Origin of the sequence: Streptomyces cynarae (assembly GCF_025642135.1) — a bacterium.
In the GTDB taxonomy this organism is placed as follows: Bacteria; Actinomycetota; Actinomycetes; order Streptomycetales; family Streptomycetaceae; genus Streptomyces; species Streptomyces cynarae.
In genome coordinates this window covers 5,538,827-5,554,999 of the sequence record NZ_CP106793.1, presented here as the reverse complement: position 1 = coordinate 5,554,999, position 16,173 = coordinate 5,538,827, and the positions used below count along the sequence as shown (strand labels likewise).

17 protein-coding genes and 1 pseudogene are annotated in these 16,173 nt (G+C 69.6%); 3 read left to right on the top strand and 15 right to left on the bottom strand.

Features of this window, described 5'->3' with window-relative positions; translation table 11 throughout:
* Window positions 1-963, bottom strand: a complete 963-nt coding sequence (locus tag N8I84_RS25500) for a LysR substrate-binding domain-containing protein (protein ID WP_263231768.1) — start codon at window positions 961-963, stop codon at window positions 1-3.
* A gap of 152 nt (window positions 964-1,115) precedes the next feature.
* Here N8I84_RS25500 and N8I84_RS25495 point away from each other — a divergent pair, with 152 nt between their 5' ends.
* Complete coding sequence (locus tag N8I84_RS25495; protein WP_103838369.1) at window positions 1,116-1,670, top strand: peroxiredoxin; 555 nt, start codon at window positions 1,116-1,118, stop codon at window positions 1,668-1,670.
* Between the two features lie 3 nt (window positions 1,671-1,673).
* Complete coding sequence (locus N8I84_RS25490) at window positions 1,674-2,207, top strand: alkyl hydroperoxide reductase (RefSeq protein WP_263231766.1); 534 nt, start codon at window positions 1,674-1,676, stop codon at window positions 2,205-2,207.
* 21 nt (window positions 2,208-2,228) lie between these two features.
* On the opposite strand, the gene N8I84_RS25485 is transcribed toward N8I84_RS25490, so the two are convergent.
* From N8I84_RS25485 to N8I84_RS25470, 4 genes are all read right to left on the bottom strand, one after another.
* On the bottom strand, window positions 2,229-3,620 hold the full coding sequence (locus N8I84_RS25485; protein ID WP_263231764.1) for an AI-2E family transporter: 1,392 nt from the start codon (window positions 3,618-3,620) through the stop codon (window positions 2,229-2,231).
* Between the two features lie 173 nt (window positions 3,621-3,793).
* Window positions 3,794-4,486: a lytic transglycosylase domain-containing protein gene (locus N8I84_RS25480; RefSeq protein ID WP_263231763.1), complete on the bottom strand. Its 693-nt coding sequence runs from the start codon at window positions 4,484-4,486 to the stop codon at window positions 3,794-3,796.
* Between the two features lie 411 nt (window positions 4,487-4,897).
* Window positions 4,898-6,223, bottom strand: coding sequence for a PhoH family protein (locus tag N8I84_RS25475; RefSeq protein WP_263231761.1), 1,326 nt, complete (start codon window positions 6,221-6,223; stop codon window positions 4,898-4,900).
* 347 nt (window positions 6,224-6,570) lie between these two features.
* Window positions 6,571-7,344 carry an isoprenyl transferase gene (locus N8I84_RS25470; RefSeq protein ID WP_263231759.1) on the bottom strand — a complete coding sequence of 258 codons (774 nt, stop codon included), beginning with the start codon at window positions 7,342-7,344 and terminating at the stop codon, window positions 6,571-6,573.
* A 751-nt stretch (window positions 7,345-8,095) separates the two neighbouring features.
* Here N8I84_RS25470 and N8I84_RS25465 point away from each other — a divergent pair.
* The gene (locus N8I84_RS25465) at window positions 8,096-8,425 is read left to right on the top strand and encodes a DUF192 domain-containing protein (RefSeq protein ID WP_263234884.1); all 330 of its coding nucleotides are present in this window, start codon (window positions 8,096-8,098) and stop codon (window positions 8,423-8,425) included.
* Window positions 8,426-8,575: 150 nt separating this feature from the next.
* Here N8I84_RS25465 and N8I84_RS25460 read toward each other — a convergent pair whose 3' ends face one another.
* The 10 genes and pseudogenes from N8I84_RS25460 to N8I84_RS25415 all read right to left on the bottom strand — a co-directional run bounded on the left by N8I84_RS25460 (window position 8,576) and on the right by N8I84_RS25415 (window position 16,163).
* Entirely contained in the window at window positions 8,576-9,346 is a 771-nt protein-coding gene (locus N8I84_RS25460; RefSeq protein ID WP_263231758.1) for a class I SAM-dependent methyltransferase, read from the bottom strand.
* 105 nt (window positions 9,347-9,451) lie between these two features.
* Window positions 9,452-10,314, bottom strand: a pseudogene (locus N8I84_RS25455) (LLM class flavin-dependent oxidoreductase).
* A 40-nt stretch (window positions 10,315-10,354) separates the two neighbouring features.
* The gene (locus N8I84_RS25450) at window positions 10,355-10,930 is read right to left on the bottom strand and encodes a dihydrofolate reductase family protein (protein WP_263231757.1); all 576 of its coding nucleotides are present in this window, start codon (window positions 10,928-10,930) and stop codon (window positions 10,355-10,357) included.
* Between the two features lie 82 nt (window positions 10,931-11,012).
* Entirely contained in the window at window positions 11,013-11,675 is a 663-nt protein-coding gene (locus N8I84_RS25445; protein ID WP_390898943.1) for an OmpA family protein, read from the bottom strand.
* A 7-nt stretch (window positions 11,676-11,682) separates the two neighbouring features.
* A complete protein-coding gene (locus N8I84_RS25440; RefSeq protein ID WP_263231754.1) occupies window positions 11,683-12,276 on the bottom strand; it encodes a hypothetical protein in 594 nt (197 codons plus the stop codon).
* Between the two features lie 15 nt (window positions 12,277-12,291).
* Window positions 12,292-12,885 (bottom strand): pilus assembly protein TadG-related protein, encoded by a 594-nt coding sequence (locus N8I84_RS25435; RefSeq protein ID WP_263234883.1) that lies wholly within the window; start codon window positions 12,883-12,885, stop codon window positions 12,292-12,294.
* A 14-nt stretch (window positions 12,886-12,899) separates the two neighbouring features.
* Complete coding sequence (locus tag N8I84_RS25430) at window positions 12,900-13,112, bottom strand: hypothetical protein (RefSeq protein ID WP_263234882.1); 213 nt, start codon at window positions 13,110-13,112, stop codon at window positions 12,900-12,902.
* Between the two features lie 111 nt (window positions 13,113-13,223).
* The gene (locus tag N8I84_RS25425) at window positions 13,224-13,979 is read right to left on the bottom strand and encodes a response regulator (RefSeq protein ID WP_263231753.1); all 756 of its coding nucleotides are present in this window, start codon (window positions 13,977-13,979) and stop codon (window positions 13,224-13,226) included.
* A complete protein-coding gene (locus tag N8I84_RS25420; protein WP_390898942.1) occupies window positions 13,972-15,276 on the bottom strand; it encodes a sensor histidine kinase in 1,305 nt (434 codons plus the stop codon). Before N8I84_RS25420 ends, N8I84_RS25425 begins: the two co-directional genes overlap by 8 nt.
* Window positions 15,273-16,163, bottom strand: a complete 891-nt coding sequence (locus tag N8I84_RS25415) for a type II secretion system F family protein (protein WP_263231750.1) — start codon at window positions 16,161-16,163, stop codon at window positions 15,273-15,275. Before N8I84_RS25415 ends, N8I84_RS25420 begins: the two co-directional genes overlap by 4 nt.
* Between the last annotated feature and the right edge of the window lie 10 nt (window positions 16,164-16,173).

Genomic DNA, 16,173 nt, shown 5'->3' with positions numbered 1-16,173 from the left:
TCAGTCGCCGGGCCCCAACACCCGTACGGGCAGCGGCCGAAGCGCCTCGCGCAGGGACGCGGCCAGCTCCTCGTACTCCGCACCCCGTGCGGCGCCCGCGCGCATGGCGAAGGCGACGCGCCGGGTGGGAGCCGGATCCGCGAAGTAGCCGGTGAGGAGCCGGCCGTTGCGGGTCGTCTCCACCTCGACCGCGGTACGCGGCAACAGGGTGACGCCGAGGCCGCCCGCGACGAGCTGGACGAGGGTGGACAGGCCGGCCGCGGTCGTGGTCACCGGGATGTCCTCACGCCCCGCCTCCCGACAGATGTCGAGGGCCTGGTCGCGCAGGCAGTGCCCCTCGTCCAGAAGCAGCAGGTTCAGCTCGCGCAGCGCCTCGCGGGGAATCCCCTCCCGGCCGCCGAGCCAGTGGTCGAGCGGGGTGACGAGAACGAAGTCCTCGTCGAAGAGCGGCAGTTCGACGACTCCGGGCACGCCGAGCGGGACCGCGAGCAGCAGCAGGTCGAGGCGGCCGGTGGTCAGCCCGTCGAGCAGGTTCGCGGTCTGCTCCTCGTGGACCTGGAGGTCGAGGTGCGGATAGCGGTCGTGGACGAGGTTGAGGACGGTGGGCAGGAGGTACGGTGCCACCGTCGGGATCACGCCGAGCCGCAGCGCCCCGGTGAAGGGGGCGCGGACGGCATCGGCCTCCTCCATCAGCGCGCCGATCTCCTCCAGCACCGCCTTGGCCCGTACGGCGAGGCGCTCACCGGCGGGTGACAAGAGCACCTTGCGGGTGGTGCGCTCCAGCAGGGTGACGCCGAGGACCTCCTCCAGGGCGGAGACGGCCCCCGACAGGGCGGGCTGGCTCATGCCGATCGCGGCGGCGGCGTCCCGGAAGTGGAGATGCTCGGCGACGGCGGCGAAGGCGCGCAGCTGGGCGAGCGTGGGCTGGCGGCGACCGTTGGTCCTGGACCCACCCACGGCCATGCCCTTACTCCCGGTTACTGATAGCCGACACCGATCAACGCGACCGAGTGTAGCTATTTCCCTAATCAATGCACCCTGTGCCAGCATCGCAACAGTCCAACCCGTGAGAAGCACCTTGCGCTCGAGGTGCTTCTGTGCTGCAAGGAGAGCGTGTGCTCACTGTCGGTGACAAGTTCCCCGAGTTCGAACTGACCGCCTGCGTCTCGCTGGAGAAGGGCAAGGAGTTCGAGCAGATCAACCACAAGACCTACGAGGGCAAGTGGAAGATCGTCTTCGCATGGCCCAAGGACTTCACCTTCGTGTGCCCGACCGAGATCGCGGCCTTCGGCAAGCTGAACGACGAGTTCGCCGACCGTGACGCCCAGATCCTCGGGTTCTCCGGCGACTCCGAGTTCGTGCACCACGCCTGGCGCAAGGACCACCCGGACCTGCGCGAGCTGCCGTTCCCGATGATGGCCGACTCCAAGCACGAGCTGATGCGCGCGCTGGGCATCGAGGGTGAGGACGGCTTCGCGCAGCGTGCCGTCTTCGTCGTCGACCCGAACAACGAGATCCAGTTCACCATGGTGACGGCGGGCTCCGTGGGCCGTAACCCCAAGGAGGTCCTGCGGGTTCTGGACGCGCTGCAGACCGACGAGCTGTGCCCGTGCAACTGGAACAAGGGCGAGGAGACCCTCGACCCGGTCAAGCTGCTGGCTGGTGAGTGACGTATGTCCCTCGACTCCCTGAAGTCCGCCCTGCCGGACTACGCCAAGGACCTGAAGCTCAACCTGGGCTCGGTCATCGGCAACTCCGAGCTGCCGGCGCAGCAGCTGTGGGGCACGGTGCTGGCGACGGCGATCGCGTCGCGCTCGGCGATCGTGCTTCGCGAGCTGGAGCCGGAGGCGAAGGCGAACCTCTCGCCGGAGGCGTACACCGCCGCGAAGTCCGCGGCGGCCGTCATGGCGATGAACAACGTCTTCTACCGCACGCGGCACCTGCTGTCGGACCACGAGTACGGCAGCCTGCGGGCGGGACTGCGGATGAACGTCATCGGCAACCCCGGGGTCGAAAAGGTCGACTTCGAACTGTGGTCGTTCGCGGTGTCGGCGATCAACGGCTGCGGGATGTGCCTGGACTCGCACGAGCAGGTGCTGCGCAAGGCGGGCGTCGAGCGTGAGGTCGTCCAGGAGGCCTTCAAGATCGCGTCTGTCGTCCAGGCGGTCGGTGTGACGCTGGACGCGGAGGCGGTTCTCTCCGAGTGATCCGGCCGTCGAGGGCCTCGCTCACCCTTGGTGGGCGGGGCCCTCGACGTTGTCGTAGCCGTCCCCGGGGGCTGCGCCCCCGGACGCCTCTCCGGCCGGAACGACTTCGTCCTCGATCTCCCCGAGAGGGGGTGCCTCCGGAGGGGCCGGTTGCTGCCGACCGGTGTCACCGAAGGCCTGTTCGGCGGCGTAGGACCGCAGGTAGCCCACCACCGTGTTCGTCACCGCCACCAGCGGTACCGCCACCACGGCGCCGCCGATGCCGGCCACCATGCCGCCGGCCGCGACCGTCAGGACCACGGCGAGGGGGTGGACGCGGACCGCGCGGCCGAGGATGAACGGCTGGAGGATGTGGCCCTCGATCTGCTGGACCGCGAGGACGACCAGGAGGGTCATCACCGCGGTGAAGACGCCGTGCGTCACCAGCGCCACGATCACCGCCAGCGCGCCGGAGGCGACTGCGCCCACCAGGGGGACGAAGGAGAACAGGAAGATGAAGACGGCCAGGGGGACGGCCATCGGCACGTTGAGGAAGTAGATGCCGATGCCGATGAAGATGGCGTCGATGAGGGCGACCAGGACCGTGCCCCGGACGTAGGCCGTGAGGGTGCGCCAGGCGCGCGGGCCGGCGCCGGCCACACCCGGGCGGGCGGCGGCGGGCACCAGCTTCAGGAACCACTGCCAGATGCGCTCGCCGTCGTAGAGCAGGAAGAGCGTCGAGAAGAACACCAGCAGGATGCCGGTCAGGGCCTCGACGATGACCTGTACGCCCTCCAGGCCCGCGGACGTTATCTGGTCCGTGTTGGCGCCGATCGCCTCGCGGAGGTTCTTGGCGATCTGGTTGATCTGCTTGTCGGTGACGTGGAACGGGCTCTTCAGCAGCCAGTTGCGCAGGTCGTCGATGCCGTTCTGGATCTGGGTGGAGAGCGCGTCGATGTTCTCCACGACCTGCCAGGTCACGAACCAGCCGAGCAGGCCCAGCAGGACGAAGCCCAGGATCACGGTGAGCGCGGTGGCCGGGCCGCGTGGCACACCGCGACGTTTCAGCCGGGCTACCGTCGGCTGGAGCAGCGCGGTCATCAACAGCGCTATGACGAAGGCGAACACCACCAGCTGCACGGTGCTGATGACCCTCATCAGCACCCACACCGTGCCGGCGAGCACCAGAAGCCGCCAGCCGGCCTCGGCCGCCACCCGTACGCCCCAGGGCACTGCCTGCGCGGGGTCGGGGCGGCGTCCGCCGGACACCGGCGGGGGCGGTGCGACGGGCCGCGGGGGCACGACCGGGGCGGGGCGTGACGGTCCGGGCTCGGCGTGCTCCTTCTCCACCTCGGCGCGGCGCTCGTCCAGGCGCTCGCTGATCTCGGTCAGCCCGGCCCCGAGCCGACCCAGCCACCCTGGCACTCGCGACATGATCCGTCCTCTTCCCCCGCTTCTCCGGGTGCTCCCCACCACTCCCCCCTGGAGTCGTCGGTTCCGACCGTACATGGTGGGGGCGGCGGTCCCTGAGACGGCCGCAGCCCCTCACCCATAGACGGTGAGAGGCTGTGCAGGGTTGAGCGCCGCACGCGGGCGGGCTCGTCGGCTCAGTACCAGCTGTTGGCCTGCCAGAAGGACCAGGCCTGGCAGGGGCTGCCGTAGCGGCTGTCCATGTAGTTGAGGCCCCACTTGATCTGGGTGGCCGGGTTGGTCCGCCAGTCGGCGCCGGCGGAGGCGTACTTGCCGGCCGGCAGTGCCTGGAAGAGGCCGTAGGCACCGGAGGAGGCGTTGACCGCCTGGTAGTTCCAGCTGGACTCGTGGTTCACGATGTTGCTGAAGCACTGGAACTGGTCGGCCGCCACCATCTGACGCGCCATCGCCTGGATCTGCGCGACGGTGTACGAGCTCTGGACCGGGAAGCTGGAGGAGTCACGGCTCGCGCTGCGGCTGGCGGCCTCCGCCTCCTTGCGCGCCTTGGCTGCCTCTTCGGCCTGCTGCGCTGCCTTCTGCTTGGCGATCGCGTCCGCGGCCGCCTGCTTGCGGGCCGCTTCCTCGGCGTCCTTCTTGGCGAGCGTGTCCGCGGCGATGGCCTGCACATCCGCCTGCTGCGTCAGCGAAGCCGTCTGGACCTGGGCCTGCTGACCGGCGGGTATGTCGGCGAGGAGCGTCGAGTCGGCTGCGGTCGCCTCGGCGTCGTTCGTCTGGGCAGTGCTGCCCGAGGCGACTCCGACGACGCTTCCGACAGCGGTGACCGCCGTGGCCGAGGCCACTGCGAATCCCCGGACCGAGATCGGGCTCACACGGTTTCCTTCCAGCATCGCCCGCTTCGGTGACCCTGGCGGACGCGATCGTGCCCCTGACACTGGCCTCCCACCTGCGGGGTCACGGGAGGCACGGGCCCGGTGGGCGACTCCCGCTGGGGAGCGCCGCGTGGTGCGCGGGCGGCATACGACGGCTCTATGCAATTGGTGTTCGTGTGGCGCTGCACCGCTGGCGGTACAACTGTGTCGTATGCGGGGCCTGACAGGAACGAGACTCTGCCGTAATCCGGCGCCGCGTTGCAATTCCGAGATGAGTGTGAAAGCTCACATCCCGTTTGGACCACGCGATTCTCGGGATCTCCCGCACATGACAGCGCCGCCCGGCTAAGCTCTACGCCTTTGCCGGACGGCGCCAACTCATGGGTAGCTATCCCATGTTGCACACCTGGGTCAGATCTGCCCGTCCTCGAGCATTTCGGTCACAAGGGCAGCGATCTGGGACCTCTCGGACCGGGTGAGTGTGACATGCGCGAAGAGCGGATGCCCCTTCAGTTTCTCCACCACGGCGACGACTCCGTCATATCGCCCGACACGCAGATTGTCCCTTTGCGCCACATCATGGGTCAGAACGACCCGCGAATTGGCGCCGATTCGGGACAGAACGGTCAGCAGTACGTTCCGTTCGAGTGACTGCGCCTCGTCCACGATCACGAACGCGTCGTGCAGCGAGCGGCCGCGGATGTGGGTGAGTGGGAGGACCTCCAGCATCCCGCGCGCGGTGATCTCCTCGATGACCTCGCGGGTGGTGACCGCGGAGAGGGTGTCGAAGACCGCCTGCGCCCAGGGGCTCATCTTCTCGGCCTCGGTGCCCGGCAGATAGCCGAGTTCCTGCCCGCCCACCGCGTACAGCGGGCGGAAGACCATCACCTTCTGGTGCTGCCGCCGCTCCAGCACGGCCTCCAGTCCGGCGCACAGCGCGAGCGCCGACTTGCCGGTGCCGGCCCGGCCGCCCATCGACACGATCCCGACGTCCGGGTCGAGCAGCAGGTCGAGCGCGATTCGCTGCTCGGCGCTGCGCCCCTTGATGCCGAACGCCTCCCGGTCCCCGCGCACCAGGCGGACGTCACCCTCCGCCGTGACCCGGCCGAGCGCCTTGCCCCGCTCCGACTGGATGGTCAGACCGGTGTGCACGGGCAGGTCGGCCACCTCGGGGACGCGCACGTGGCCGTCCTCGAAGAGGATGTCCACCTGTTCGGCGGACAGGGTCAGTTCGGACATCCCGGTCCAGCCGGAGGAGTCCGTGATGGCCAGTTCCGCGCGGTACTCCTCGGCGAGGAGGCCGACGGAGGACGCCTTGATCCGAAGCGGCAGGTCCTTCGACACGACAGTGACGTCGAACCCCTCCGCCTGCAGGTTGCGGGCGACGGCGAGGATGCGGGAGTCGTTGTCCCCGAGGCGGTATCCGGTGGGCAGAACGCTGGGGTCCGAGTGGTTGAGCTCCACCCGGACGGTTCCGCCGAGGTCCCCGATCGGGATGGGGGCGTCGAGCCGGCCGTGCCGTACGCGGTAGTCGTCCAGGTGGCGCAGGGCCTGCCGGGCGAAGTAGCCGAGTTCGGGATGGTGCCGCTTGGCCTCCAGCTCCGTGACCACGACGATCGGAAGCACGACCTCGTGCTCCTCGAAGCGGGTCATGGCTTTGGGGTCGGCCAGCAGGACGCTGGTGTCGAGAACGTAGGTGCGCCGGTCTGGCTTGGGGCGCTTTGTGCTGGTCACCACGGAAGGACGTACCCCCTCGGATGAGGTCGGGGAGCGACGAGGCGGAGCTGGACCGGTCGTCGGCCGCGATGCACGGGCCGAGGACCGGCCCTCCGCGTCTGCGTCCGTGCTGTGACCGCACGGTCGGGCTGGTGCAAAGGGCCTCCCGGGCGGACGGCCCCGTGCCGTCCGCTGAGATACGACACCCGTGGTTCGGGTGTCGACCTGTCTGGCTTATGCCCTCGAAAATGCGCCGCCATGCCACGGCATATGACGGCGCCCCGGTGAACTCCTCGTTACATCCCGTCCCCCGGGCGGGTGACGCCAGGGGCGGCACGCGGGTCCCGATGGCCTGCGCGCGGGGTGTCCTAGCCGCCGTAGCGGCGGTGCCGCGCCGCGTAGTCACGCAGTGCGCGCAGGAAGTCGACCTTCCGGAAGGCCGGCCAGAAGACTTCGCAGAAGTAGTACTCGGAATGGGCCGTCTGCCACAGCATGAATCCCGACAGACGCTGCTCGCCGCTCGTACGAATCACCAGATCGGGGTCGGGCTGGTCACTCGTATAGAGGTGCCGGCCGATCATGTCGATGTCGACGGACTCGGCGAGGTCCTCCATCGAGGTGCCCTTCTCCTGGGCGTCGAGGAGCATGGAGCGTACGGCGTCGGCGATCTCCTGACGGCCGCCGTAGCCGATGGCGACGTTGACGAGTATGCCGTCGACGTGCGCGGTGGCCTCCTCGGCCTCCTTGAGGACGGTCTGCATCTGCGCGGGCAGCAGGTCGAGCGCGCCGACGTGGTGCACACGCCAGCGGCCGTCGGCGGCGAGGGAGCGGACGACGTCCTCGATGATCCCGAGGAGCGGGACCAGCTCCTCCTTCGGCCGGTCGAAGTTGTCCGTGGACAGCAGCCAGAGGGTGACGACCTCGACGTCCGTCTCGGCGCACCAGCCGAGGAACTCCTCGATCTTGTCGGCTCCGGCCTGGTGCCCCTGCGCGGTGGTCGATCCCGCGGCCTTCGCCCAGCGTCGGTTGCCGTCCATGATGACGCCGATGTGCTTGGGCACCTGAGCGTGGTCCAGGTGGCCTTCCACCCGGCGTGCGTACAGCCTGACGAGCAGGCCGCGCAGCTTGTCGCGCAGGTTCACGTGATTGTCAGCCCCTCCGTGCGGATCAGACAGGCGCGGTCGTGCGCGATCCCCGTCAAATGGCGGTCCCCGAAGCCGAAGCCTACCGCCGGAGCGGGCGGGGGCGGCCAACGGGTGTCAGCGGGTTGGTTTGGGTTCGTGGGTGTCAATGGGAGCGGGCGTGGGGGGATTTGAGCTGATTGCCCACCCGCGTGCGGGGATACGGAACCGGGTCTGTTCAGCTCGTCCGGATGGGGTTTCCCCTGCTCGGGTGACTTGGGAACCGGGGAGGACGTGGTCGGGTCGGCAGCGGGGGGGACGTGAGGCCGCGTTCTCCGGCCCGGGCAGGGCTCTGGGGGCGGACTCCGGGCGGAACGGGCAGGGGCGGCGGGGGCGAGACCTTCGGTGATGCGCGGCGCAGGGGCCGCCCGCGGGCGAAAAGGAAAACGGGCCGGTCCGTGGGGGGGAGACGGACCGGCCCGAGGGGGGGTTTCCACCATAACCCTTCGTAAGGGATCCCGCGCGCATCGGCGTACAACAACTACTCTCCGAAATCATCCGGCAACGCCCCGATGGCCCCGGAACCCCTCATTCAGCGCCTGATCATGGCCGAAATCCGGCGGATTCCCGGGTAATCCGGCCGAAACCCAAGGGATCCAAGGGGTGCGCGCCTCTTTGTGGGGCGCATGACGACACGCTCGGCCATACTCCGCCCGAGTGACTCGCGCCAGGAGCGCCACTTGACGCCGTCGCTAACGTCGCAGTCGTGCCCATGCTCACCACCGCGGAGACGCCGCACCCGGTGCCACTGGAAGTCGCACGGTCCGCGCGGGCCCGCCGGCGCGGGCTGCTCGGGCGCGACGGGATCGACGGCGCGCTGCTGCTGAGTCCGGCGAGCGCGGTGCACACCCTGGGGATGCGCTTCCCGATCGATGTGGCGTATCTGGACCGGACCTTGCGGGTCCTGGCGGTACGGACGATGCCGCCGGGCCGCATCGGCCTGCCCCGCCCGCGTGCGCGCCACGTCCTGGAGGCGGAGGCCGGGGCGATGGAGCGCTGGGGGATCAGACGCGGCGTACGAGTCGCCGTACGGGATCCGTGACGCGGTACCGGCGCGGAGGGCGGCACCGCGCAGCCCCCTCCACTGCGCGGTTCCGCCCGCGCAGCTTCACTTACGCGAATTTACCTTGGTCTGAACTTATACGAGCCACCGCGGCCGACGGGAGTCGGCCCCCATAACGATGCAGAAAATCTACGTCCCCGGCTTGCGCGTCTCGATCAGGAACCGCGTGCTGTGCGCGACAAACGGCCCCTCCGACACGATCCGCTCGTGCAGGGACCGCAACCGGTCTTCGTACCGCTCCACGGTGAAGTCCGGCACCATCCAGATCACCTTGCGCAGGAAGTGCACCACGGCCCCGATGTCGTGGAACTCCATGCGCAACCGGGCCTCCCGCAGATCCGCGACGTACAGTCCGGCCGCTTCGGCCTCCGCGCACGCCCGCCGCGGATCGCGTCCGCCGCGCACCTCCTCCGGCTGCGGTCCAAGGAAGTACTCGACGACCTCGAAGGCGCTCGCCGGGCCGACCTGCTGCGAGAAGTACGTGCCGCCGGGGCGCAGCACACGTGCGATCTCGTCCCAGTAGGTGCGCACCGGGTGCCGACTGGTGACCAGGTCGAACGCGGCGTCAGCGAACGGAAGCGGCGCGTCCTCCGCCGAGGCGACGACCACCGCACCGCGCGGATGCAGCAGAGCGGTGGCCTTGGCGACGTTCGGCGGCCACCCTTCGGTGGCGACGATGACCGGCGGCAGCGTCGGCGCGAAAGCCAGGACCTCCCCTCCCCCGGTCTGGACGTCGAGCGCGGCGGACGCGCGGGCGAGCCGCCGCGCCATCGACCGGGCGTACCCCCACGGCGGCCGCTCCTCGGTGGCCCGCCCCTCGAACCAGGAGAAGTCCCAGCCCTCGACGGGGGCCTCGACGGCCTCGCGGACGAGCTCTTCGAACGAACGGTGGGAGGACATGCCGTGATCTTCCCAGCGCCACGGAACCGGACGCGACCGATTTACGGGTGACCGGATCATGGGTGACCGGCCCAGCGCCGGAACCGGCCCAGCGGGCCGGCCGGCCTACGGCACGAGCGGCCGTACCTCCTCGGCCACGAACCGCACGAACCCCTCCGGGTCCGGTTCGTCGCCGGTCGGCTGCAGGACCACCGTGTCGGCACCCGCCTCCGCGAGTTGCTGCACGGCCTTGGCGACCGTGCCCGCGTCCCCGGCCACGCCATGTGTCGCCCCGCCCTCCTGCTCGATCTCGGCGCGCACCCGGGCGGCGGCGTCCGGGCCGGTGGCGGCACGCAGGTAGACGACGACGGGGTGGGGGTCGTTGCGGCCGCCGCCGCGCGTCCCTCGTCGACGATCCCACGGGCCGCCCGCACGCCCTCCGGTGACGTGGCGGCGGTGAGGAGCGTGCCGTCCGCCGCCTCACCGGACAGCCGCAGCGACCGCGGACCGGTGACCCCGGCGAGGACGCGGACGGCCTGCGCCGGCGGCCAGTCCAGGGCGACGTCGTCCAGCTTCACGTACCGCCCGTCCGTGGTGACCCGCTCGCCGCGCAGCAGGGCCCGCAGCGCGTCCAGGTACTCCCTCAGCAGCGTCATGGGCGACTCGGCGCGGGCACCGACCTGCCCCATCCAGCTCTGGACACCATGCCCGACGCAGAGGACGGCCCGCCCGGGGAACATGCGCTCCAGCGTGGCGGCCTCCATCGCGGTGAGCGCGACGTTCCTGAGCGGGACGGGCAGCAGTCCGACGCCCACGCGCAGCCTTTCGGTCCAGGCGAGCGCGGCGGACGCCGTGGAGATTCCCCCTTCCAGGAAGCAGTCCTCCCACAGCCACAGCTCCTCCAGGCCCGCCTCCTCCGCGAGCCGCGCGATCGTCCGCAGTCGCTCCGGGGGCAGTTGGGGGCGGAACACAGCACCGAGTCCAGTCATGCGGCCTTCCTACCCAGCGGATGTCGGCCGGGCAACACCTTTACGGGCGGCCCGTCTCGGGGCGCTCGTAGTGCAGGAGCACGACACCGTTGCCGAACCGGCGGGAGTCGATCAGCCGGAGGGCGGTGAGTGCGTCGCCCTCCGGGAACAGTCGTTTGCCGCGGCCGAGGAGGACCGGGTGGACGTACACGCGGAACTCGTCGACGAGGTCGTGCCGCAGGAACTCCGCGGCCAGTTCGGCACCGCCGAGCGCGAGGTCGCCGCCCTCCTGTGCCTTGAGCGCGAGGATGTCGTCGACGACCACGTCCCGGACGATGGTGGTGTGCCGGTCGGCGTGCTGGAGGGTGCGGGAGAACACGACCTTCGGCATGTTCCGCCAGATGCGTGCGAACTCGACGACGGAGGCGGAGGCGTCGGGGTCCCGGTCGGCGTCGGGCCAGTAGCCGGCCATGAGCTCGTAGGTGACCCGCCCATCGAGGAAGGCGCCCATCTCCTTCAGGACGTCGTTGAAGTGCTGGTGGAGTTCCTCGTCGACGAGATGCCAGTCGATCTCGCGGTTCGGACCCTCCATATAGCCGTCGAGGGACACCGACATCATCAGGACGATCTTCCTCATGGTCCACCTCATCGACGTTCGACCGGCACCGGCGCCCACGGTACTCAGCGCAGGCGTCTCCTGATCGGTTCCTCCCGGAGTGTCAGCCACCGGAAATCGCCGCGCCGCCGTCGCCCGACGTACCGGCACCCGCCGAGCCTCCCCTCGGGAACGACACCTCCACCCGGCGGTTCTTGCGGCGGCCCTCTTCCGTGGAGTTGTCCGCGATCGGGTAGTCCTCGCTGTAGCCGCGCACCTCGAAGGTGACGTTGCCGCCGAGGCGGGCGGCCAGTTGGTCGTGGACCGCCTCCGCGCGCTGTTTGGACAGGGTCAGGCCGTGGGCGTACGAGCCGAGGTTGTCGGTGAAGCCGAAGACGCGGACGGTGGTCCCGTTCTGCTTCTTGATCTCGTCCGCGATCGCGTCGATACGGGAACGCGCCTCCGGGTTCAGCTTGGAGCTGTCCTTGGGGAACAGCACTTCCGCCTGGAGCGCGAAGGTGACGTTCTCGTTGGTGTCCTCGCGGCGCTCCTCACCACCGAGGTCCTCCACGACGGACTTGATGTCCAACACCTTGGCGGGCGCGAGAGCGGCCCCATCAGCGAGCTTCAGACCCGGGCTGGCGGGGTCGATGGAGGGGGGTGGGGAGGTGGTCACGGCGCCGGGGGGTGCGCTGGGGTTGTCGTCGGCGACGGCTGTGGGACCACCTGCCAACATGAGGGCCGTCAGACACGTCAGCACAGTGGCCGGTCGGTGGGGGCGGCGCATGGGTCGGTCACCCCTCGGAGATGTCGATGGAAGCAGGGGGCATGGAGCCGACCTGGAAGTCGACCTTGTCGGTGCCTTGGGGCGGTGCGGGGAACTGAGCGAACCACTGCACGGTCTCACCGTTCTTGACTCCACCACTGAATTGCGTGCAGAGACAGCGGCCGGAAGTGTCACGCAAGATGAGGTACCTCTTCTTGCCCTTCTGATCGATCAGGCTGGCACCGGCGATTGACCCGCCATTCTTGGCCAGTTCCTGCTCGTCTCCGCGCCACGTGCCCCCGACCCACGGGCTGCCAGTGTTGTTCGTGACGGTTCCCTCAACTGTTACGAAACCCCCGTTGTCGCGCTTGGCGGAGGTAACTGTCAAGGTCAGGCCATTCTCCCCTTTCACCTCAGCGAGCGCCGCCTCCGACTGAGGTGCCTGCGATTGCTCCTGATGTCCGTTGCTGCTGCTCCGGGCAGGAGCGGACGCAGTCGTCGTTCCCTTGTCCGACGTGTCGTCACCTCCTCCACCACAACCGGCCACCGTGAGGAGCAGCCCAGTCGCCACCGCGACCGCACTCAGCGCCCTGCGGCCCTTCAGGGTGTGCCGAAAGTCCATCGGTACGGCTTCCTTTCACTCGGCCAGATATACGGAGAACAGCACGGACGCGTCAGGAAGGTCGACTGGTTTGAAATCCTTAGGGTCGATGTCCACGATCTGGCCGTCGCAGTTCAGTTGCACGGGCTTCTTGGGATCAGCGTTCGAGTCGAAGTCGCATCGTGGTTGGATGACTGCAATGGCATGGGCCCTCGCATGGATGCCCTCCGTGCCGGGAATGACCGAGTCACCCACCGTGTAGTTCGTCCGCACAGCCACCTGGAATCCGGGATAGCCACCCCTGGTTACCGGCTGGATTCCGCCCTCGACGGTCGAGTCGTTCTCAGCGGCCAATCGCTGCGCGGCGGCGGTGGGGGTCCCGTCGTCAGCGGGCAGTCTGCCGCCCAACCAGGTCAGCCAGTCGTCATCCTGCCCGATGACGGCCTCGAGACGGTCCATCAGTTGGTCGCGGGCATCCTGTGCCGCCGCCAAAGCGGCGGCGTCCGCCGCGGACTGAGCTCCGTTGCGGGCAGACGCTGCTTGTGCGAAGGCGAAGAAGGCGAACGCGGCGAACAGCAGGATCCCGGTCAGCCAGATGTAGATAGGGAGGGTCTGTCCACGGTCGTTCAGCCGCTGGGTGAGGGTCAGCCGCCGGTGACGTTGTTCACGGCGCGCAAAATCGCCTGCGAGATGATGTTGTCGAGACCCAAGCCGTGGACCATGGTGAAGATGGCGGCGACGATGATCATCAGCCCCGCATACTCCACGAACCCCGCCCCCGCATCCCGCCCGGCCCCCCGCATCCGGGCCACCACGGTCCGCCCCCACGTGCCCACCCCGCGCCTGATCCTGCTCATCATGGCCCCGGCCCTCCCACCCGATGCGGCAACCACCAACCGAAACACCGTAGGTGAGAGCTCCCTCACTCTTCGTGGGCCCAGGGGCCCAACTTCCGGGCGTCGGCGCGCTCATCGGCTCCACCCCTCGCGAGCCGTCCCGAGCCAGTGAGCGATCGCTTCGCTCCGCGATGAACTGTGCAGCTTCGCGAAGATGCGGTTGATGTGGTTCTTGACCGTCTTCTCGCTGATGAAGCAGGCGGCGGCGATCTGCCGGTTGTTCATACCGGCCGCGATGAGGTCCATGACCTCCACCTCCCTCGAACTCAGCCCGAAGGCCGGCCACCCCGCGGCACGGCGCCGCAGTCCCCCCGCCCGGGCGGGCGGAACCCCCGACGACTGTGCCACAACTGGTTGCAGGTGCGAAGAGACTTCCTTCTCTTCGTAGGAAACGCCGAGCGAAGACCGGACAGCGCACGGGGACACCGTCCGTCGGCCCTCCCTGAGACCCCGTACGGCCGCGATCAGTTCCGCCGCGGTGAACTCCCCGTGGACCAGGTAGCCCGAGGCCCCGCGGCGCAGTGCCTCCGCCACCACCTCGGGTTCTCTGCTGTACGTCAGCATCATCACGGGGGCCTGGGCGGCCAGTCGCGGCAGTGCCGTCAGGCCGTCCGTGCCCGGCATGCGGTGGTCCAGGAGGACGACGTCGGGACGGTGCCGGGCGGCGTACATGAGGGCCTGCGTGCCGTCCGCCGCCTCCGCTACCACCTCGATGTCGTGGTGGACGGCCAGCAGGGCGGTCAGGCCCGCCCGGACGACGGGATTGTCGTCGGCCACGAGGACGCGCAGACGCGGGCCGGGATGTGCCTGGTCAGGCAGGTCAGGCATGTGCGGCCTCCTCTTGCGGGGTGGGGGAAGCGGTCGCGGGGAGGGGGACGTGCAGGTGGATCTCGGCGCCGCCCAGCGGTGAGCGGCCCAGGCTGAGGTGGCCGCCCAGTGACGCGGCGCGTTCCGTCATGCCGAGCAGCCCGAAGTGGCCGGTTTTCGCCAGGCTCTCGGCCGTGGTCGACGGGGGCAGACCGACACCGTTGTCCTCCACCCGCAGGTCCAGCGCCGCGTTGCCGGGCGCCTCGAGTTCGATCCGTACCCGGCTCGCTCGGGCGTGGCGGTGGGTGTTCTCCAGCGCCTCCGAGACGATCGCCAGGACGTGCTGGGCGGTCGTGTACGGCAGGAGCGGGAGGGCGTCCGGTCCTCTCAGGGCCACTGGCGTGTCGGTGCGGTTCTCGAAATCCTCCCTCAGGAGGGCGAGTTCGGCCGCCAGGTCCAGGTGATCCGGTGTGACGCCCGTACGGCGGCGCAGGTCGGAGAGCAGGTCGCGGGACTCCGCCGCCGCTCTGCGTGCGGCCCCGGCGACCAGCGTGGCCTGGCGCTTGAGCGTGTCCGGGTCGCCGTGTTCCGCCGAGGCTGCCAGTGCCTGTGCCGCCAGGGCCAGGCCGTGCAGCGTCTTCGCCACCGAGTCGTGCATCTCCCTGGCCAGGCGGGCCCGTTCGGACTCCACCGCCTCCGCAGCGGCCAGGCGGGCATTGGCTTGGGACAGCGCCTCGCCGGCCGCGCCGAAACGGAACATCAGGTTGCGCAAGGTCACGCCGATGATGCCGGCGGCGACGCAGAAACCGGCGATGAGGAGCGTGCTGGTGGCCGCGCCGGGGTGGTGTTCCCAAGCCCGGAAGACCGAGAACACCACCGCGAGTTGCAGACCCGTGAGGACCCCGGCGCCGCGCCAGCCGTACAGCAGGCCGGACAGCAAGGGCGTGCAGGCCGTGGCGTACGCGAGGGGGGAGGCCGGGGAGGCGGTCAGGAGCAGTGTGGCGACGAAGAGCAGGTCCAGCGCCATCAGCGTGGGGTGCGCGAGGAGGCGCGGGCCCACGCGGTCCCAGTCACGGAGCACGGCGTACGAGGCCGTGACGCCGAGGACGGCTGCCGCGACGACGGCGTGGCGGGGGCCGTCTTCGGGCGTGTTGGCCAGGGCGAAGGGTGTGCCGATCAGGATCAGGGCGAGGCGTACGGCCACGGTCTGGCGGCACAGCGCCTGGAGCGCGCCGAGCTGGAGGCGGACGCTGGCGGGAGCGGGGGCGTCGTCCTCCAAGTACCCGGGGGCGGGGTGACTCGTGCGGCTCATCGTCATCGGCCCAGAATCGATCCGAAGTCCGTCCCCGACCCCAGGAACATCCCCGTCGCGATCAGGATCATCGTCGCCGGGAGCATGAACACCAGGGTGACCAGCGTGGCCTTGGGGATCGTCTTGGCGGCGCGGCGGCGGGCGTTCTGGGCGTCCGTGCGGCGCATGTCAGTGGCCAGCTGGATGAGGGTTTCGGCGATGGGCGAGCCCAGTTCCTCGCCCTGTTGCAGCGCGGAGACGAACTGTGCGACCTGTTCGGAGGAGTTGCGCCTGCGCAGTTCGTCGAAGGCCTGGCGGCGGCTGACGCCCATGTCCATCTGACGCAGGGTGATGCGCAGCTCGTCCGCCCAGGGGCCCTCGTACTTCTCCGCGACCCGGTCGAGGGCCTGCCGGAAGCCGAGGCCGGCCGAGACGACGACCGCGAGGACGTCCAGGAAGTCCGGCAGGGTGCGGTCGATGACGTCCTTGCGTTCGCGGATGGCCTGCCAGATCAGGGCGTCGGCGGCGAACAGCCCGAAGGCGAACGTCGCGGCGGCAAAGAGCAGTTGGCCGTTCGTGAGGAACATCAGGCCGAGGACCAGGCCGAAGATGCCGTAGACCGCCCGGCGTGCGGCGTAGCGGTTCAGGGTCAGGCCGCCGGGGTTGCCCGCCATGTCGATGCGGCGGCGTTTGGCCTCGACTCGGCGCGGACCCATGAGGCGCAGCACGAGTGGGGCGAAGCGGATGCCGAGGCGGTCGACCGCCGAGCCCGCCTTGGAGACCCGGGTCGCGCCGACCTCCAGGGCGAGTGCGAGATCGCTCGGAAGTCTCACGTCCGCGCGGATCATCCGGATGCCGAGGAGGACGCCCGCGACGGACACCGCCATCAGCAGGGCGAGGAGCAGCGGAAGCATCGCGTTCTCC

Coding starts and splice junctions, on each gene's coding strand:
- N8I84_RS25460 (WP_263231758.1), bottom strand. CDS start 9,346: ATGTCCTCCCACCGTTCGTTCGAAGAGCTCGTCCGCGAGGCCGTCGAG.
- N8I84_RS25415 (WP_263231750.1), bottom strand. CDS start 16,163: ATGCTTCCGCTGCTCCTCGCCCTGCTGATGGCGGTGTCCGTCGCGGGC.
- N8I84_RS25440 (WP_263231754.1), bottom strand. CDS start 12,276: ATGGACTTTCGGCACACCCTGAAGGGCCGCAGGGCGCTGAGTGCGGTC.
- N8I84_RS25485 (WP_263231764.1), bottom strand. CDS start 3,620: ATGTCGCGAGTGCCAGGGTGGCTGGGTCGGCTCGGGGCCGGGCTGACC.
- N8I84_RS25420 (WP_390898942.1), bottom strand. CDS start 15,276: ATGACGATGAGCCGCACGAGTCACCCCGCCCCCGGGTACTTGGAGGAC.
- N8I84_RS25445 (WP_390898943.1), bottom strand. CDS start 11,675: ATGCGCCGCCCCCACCGACCGGCCACTGTGCTGACGTGTCTGACGGCC.
- N8I84_RS25450 (WP_263231757.1), bottom strand. CDS start 10,930: ATGAGGAAGATCGTCCTGATGATGTCGGTGTCCCTCGACGGCTATATG.
- N8I84_RS25465 (WP_263234884.1), top strand. CDS start 8,096: ATGCTCACCACCGCGGAGACGCCGCACCCGGTGCCACTGGAAGTCGCA.
- N8I84_RS25425 (WP_263231753.1), bottom strand. CDS start 13,979: ATGCCTGACCTGCCTGACCAGGCACATCCCGGCCCGCGTCTGCGCGTC.
- N8I84_RS25500 (WP_263231768.1), bottom strand. CDS start 963: ATGGCCGTGGGTGGGTCCAGGACCAACGGTCGCCGCCAGCCCACGCTC.
- N8I84_RS25430 (WP_263234882.1), bottom strand. CDS start 13,112: ATGAGCAGGATCAGGCGCGGGGTGGGCACGTGGGGGCGGACCGTGGTG.
- N8I84_RS25490 (WP_263231766.1), top strand. CDS start 1,674: ATGTCCCTCGACTCCCTGAAGTCCGCCCTGCCGGACTACGCCAAGGAC.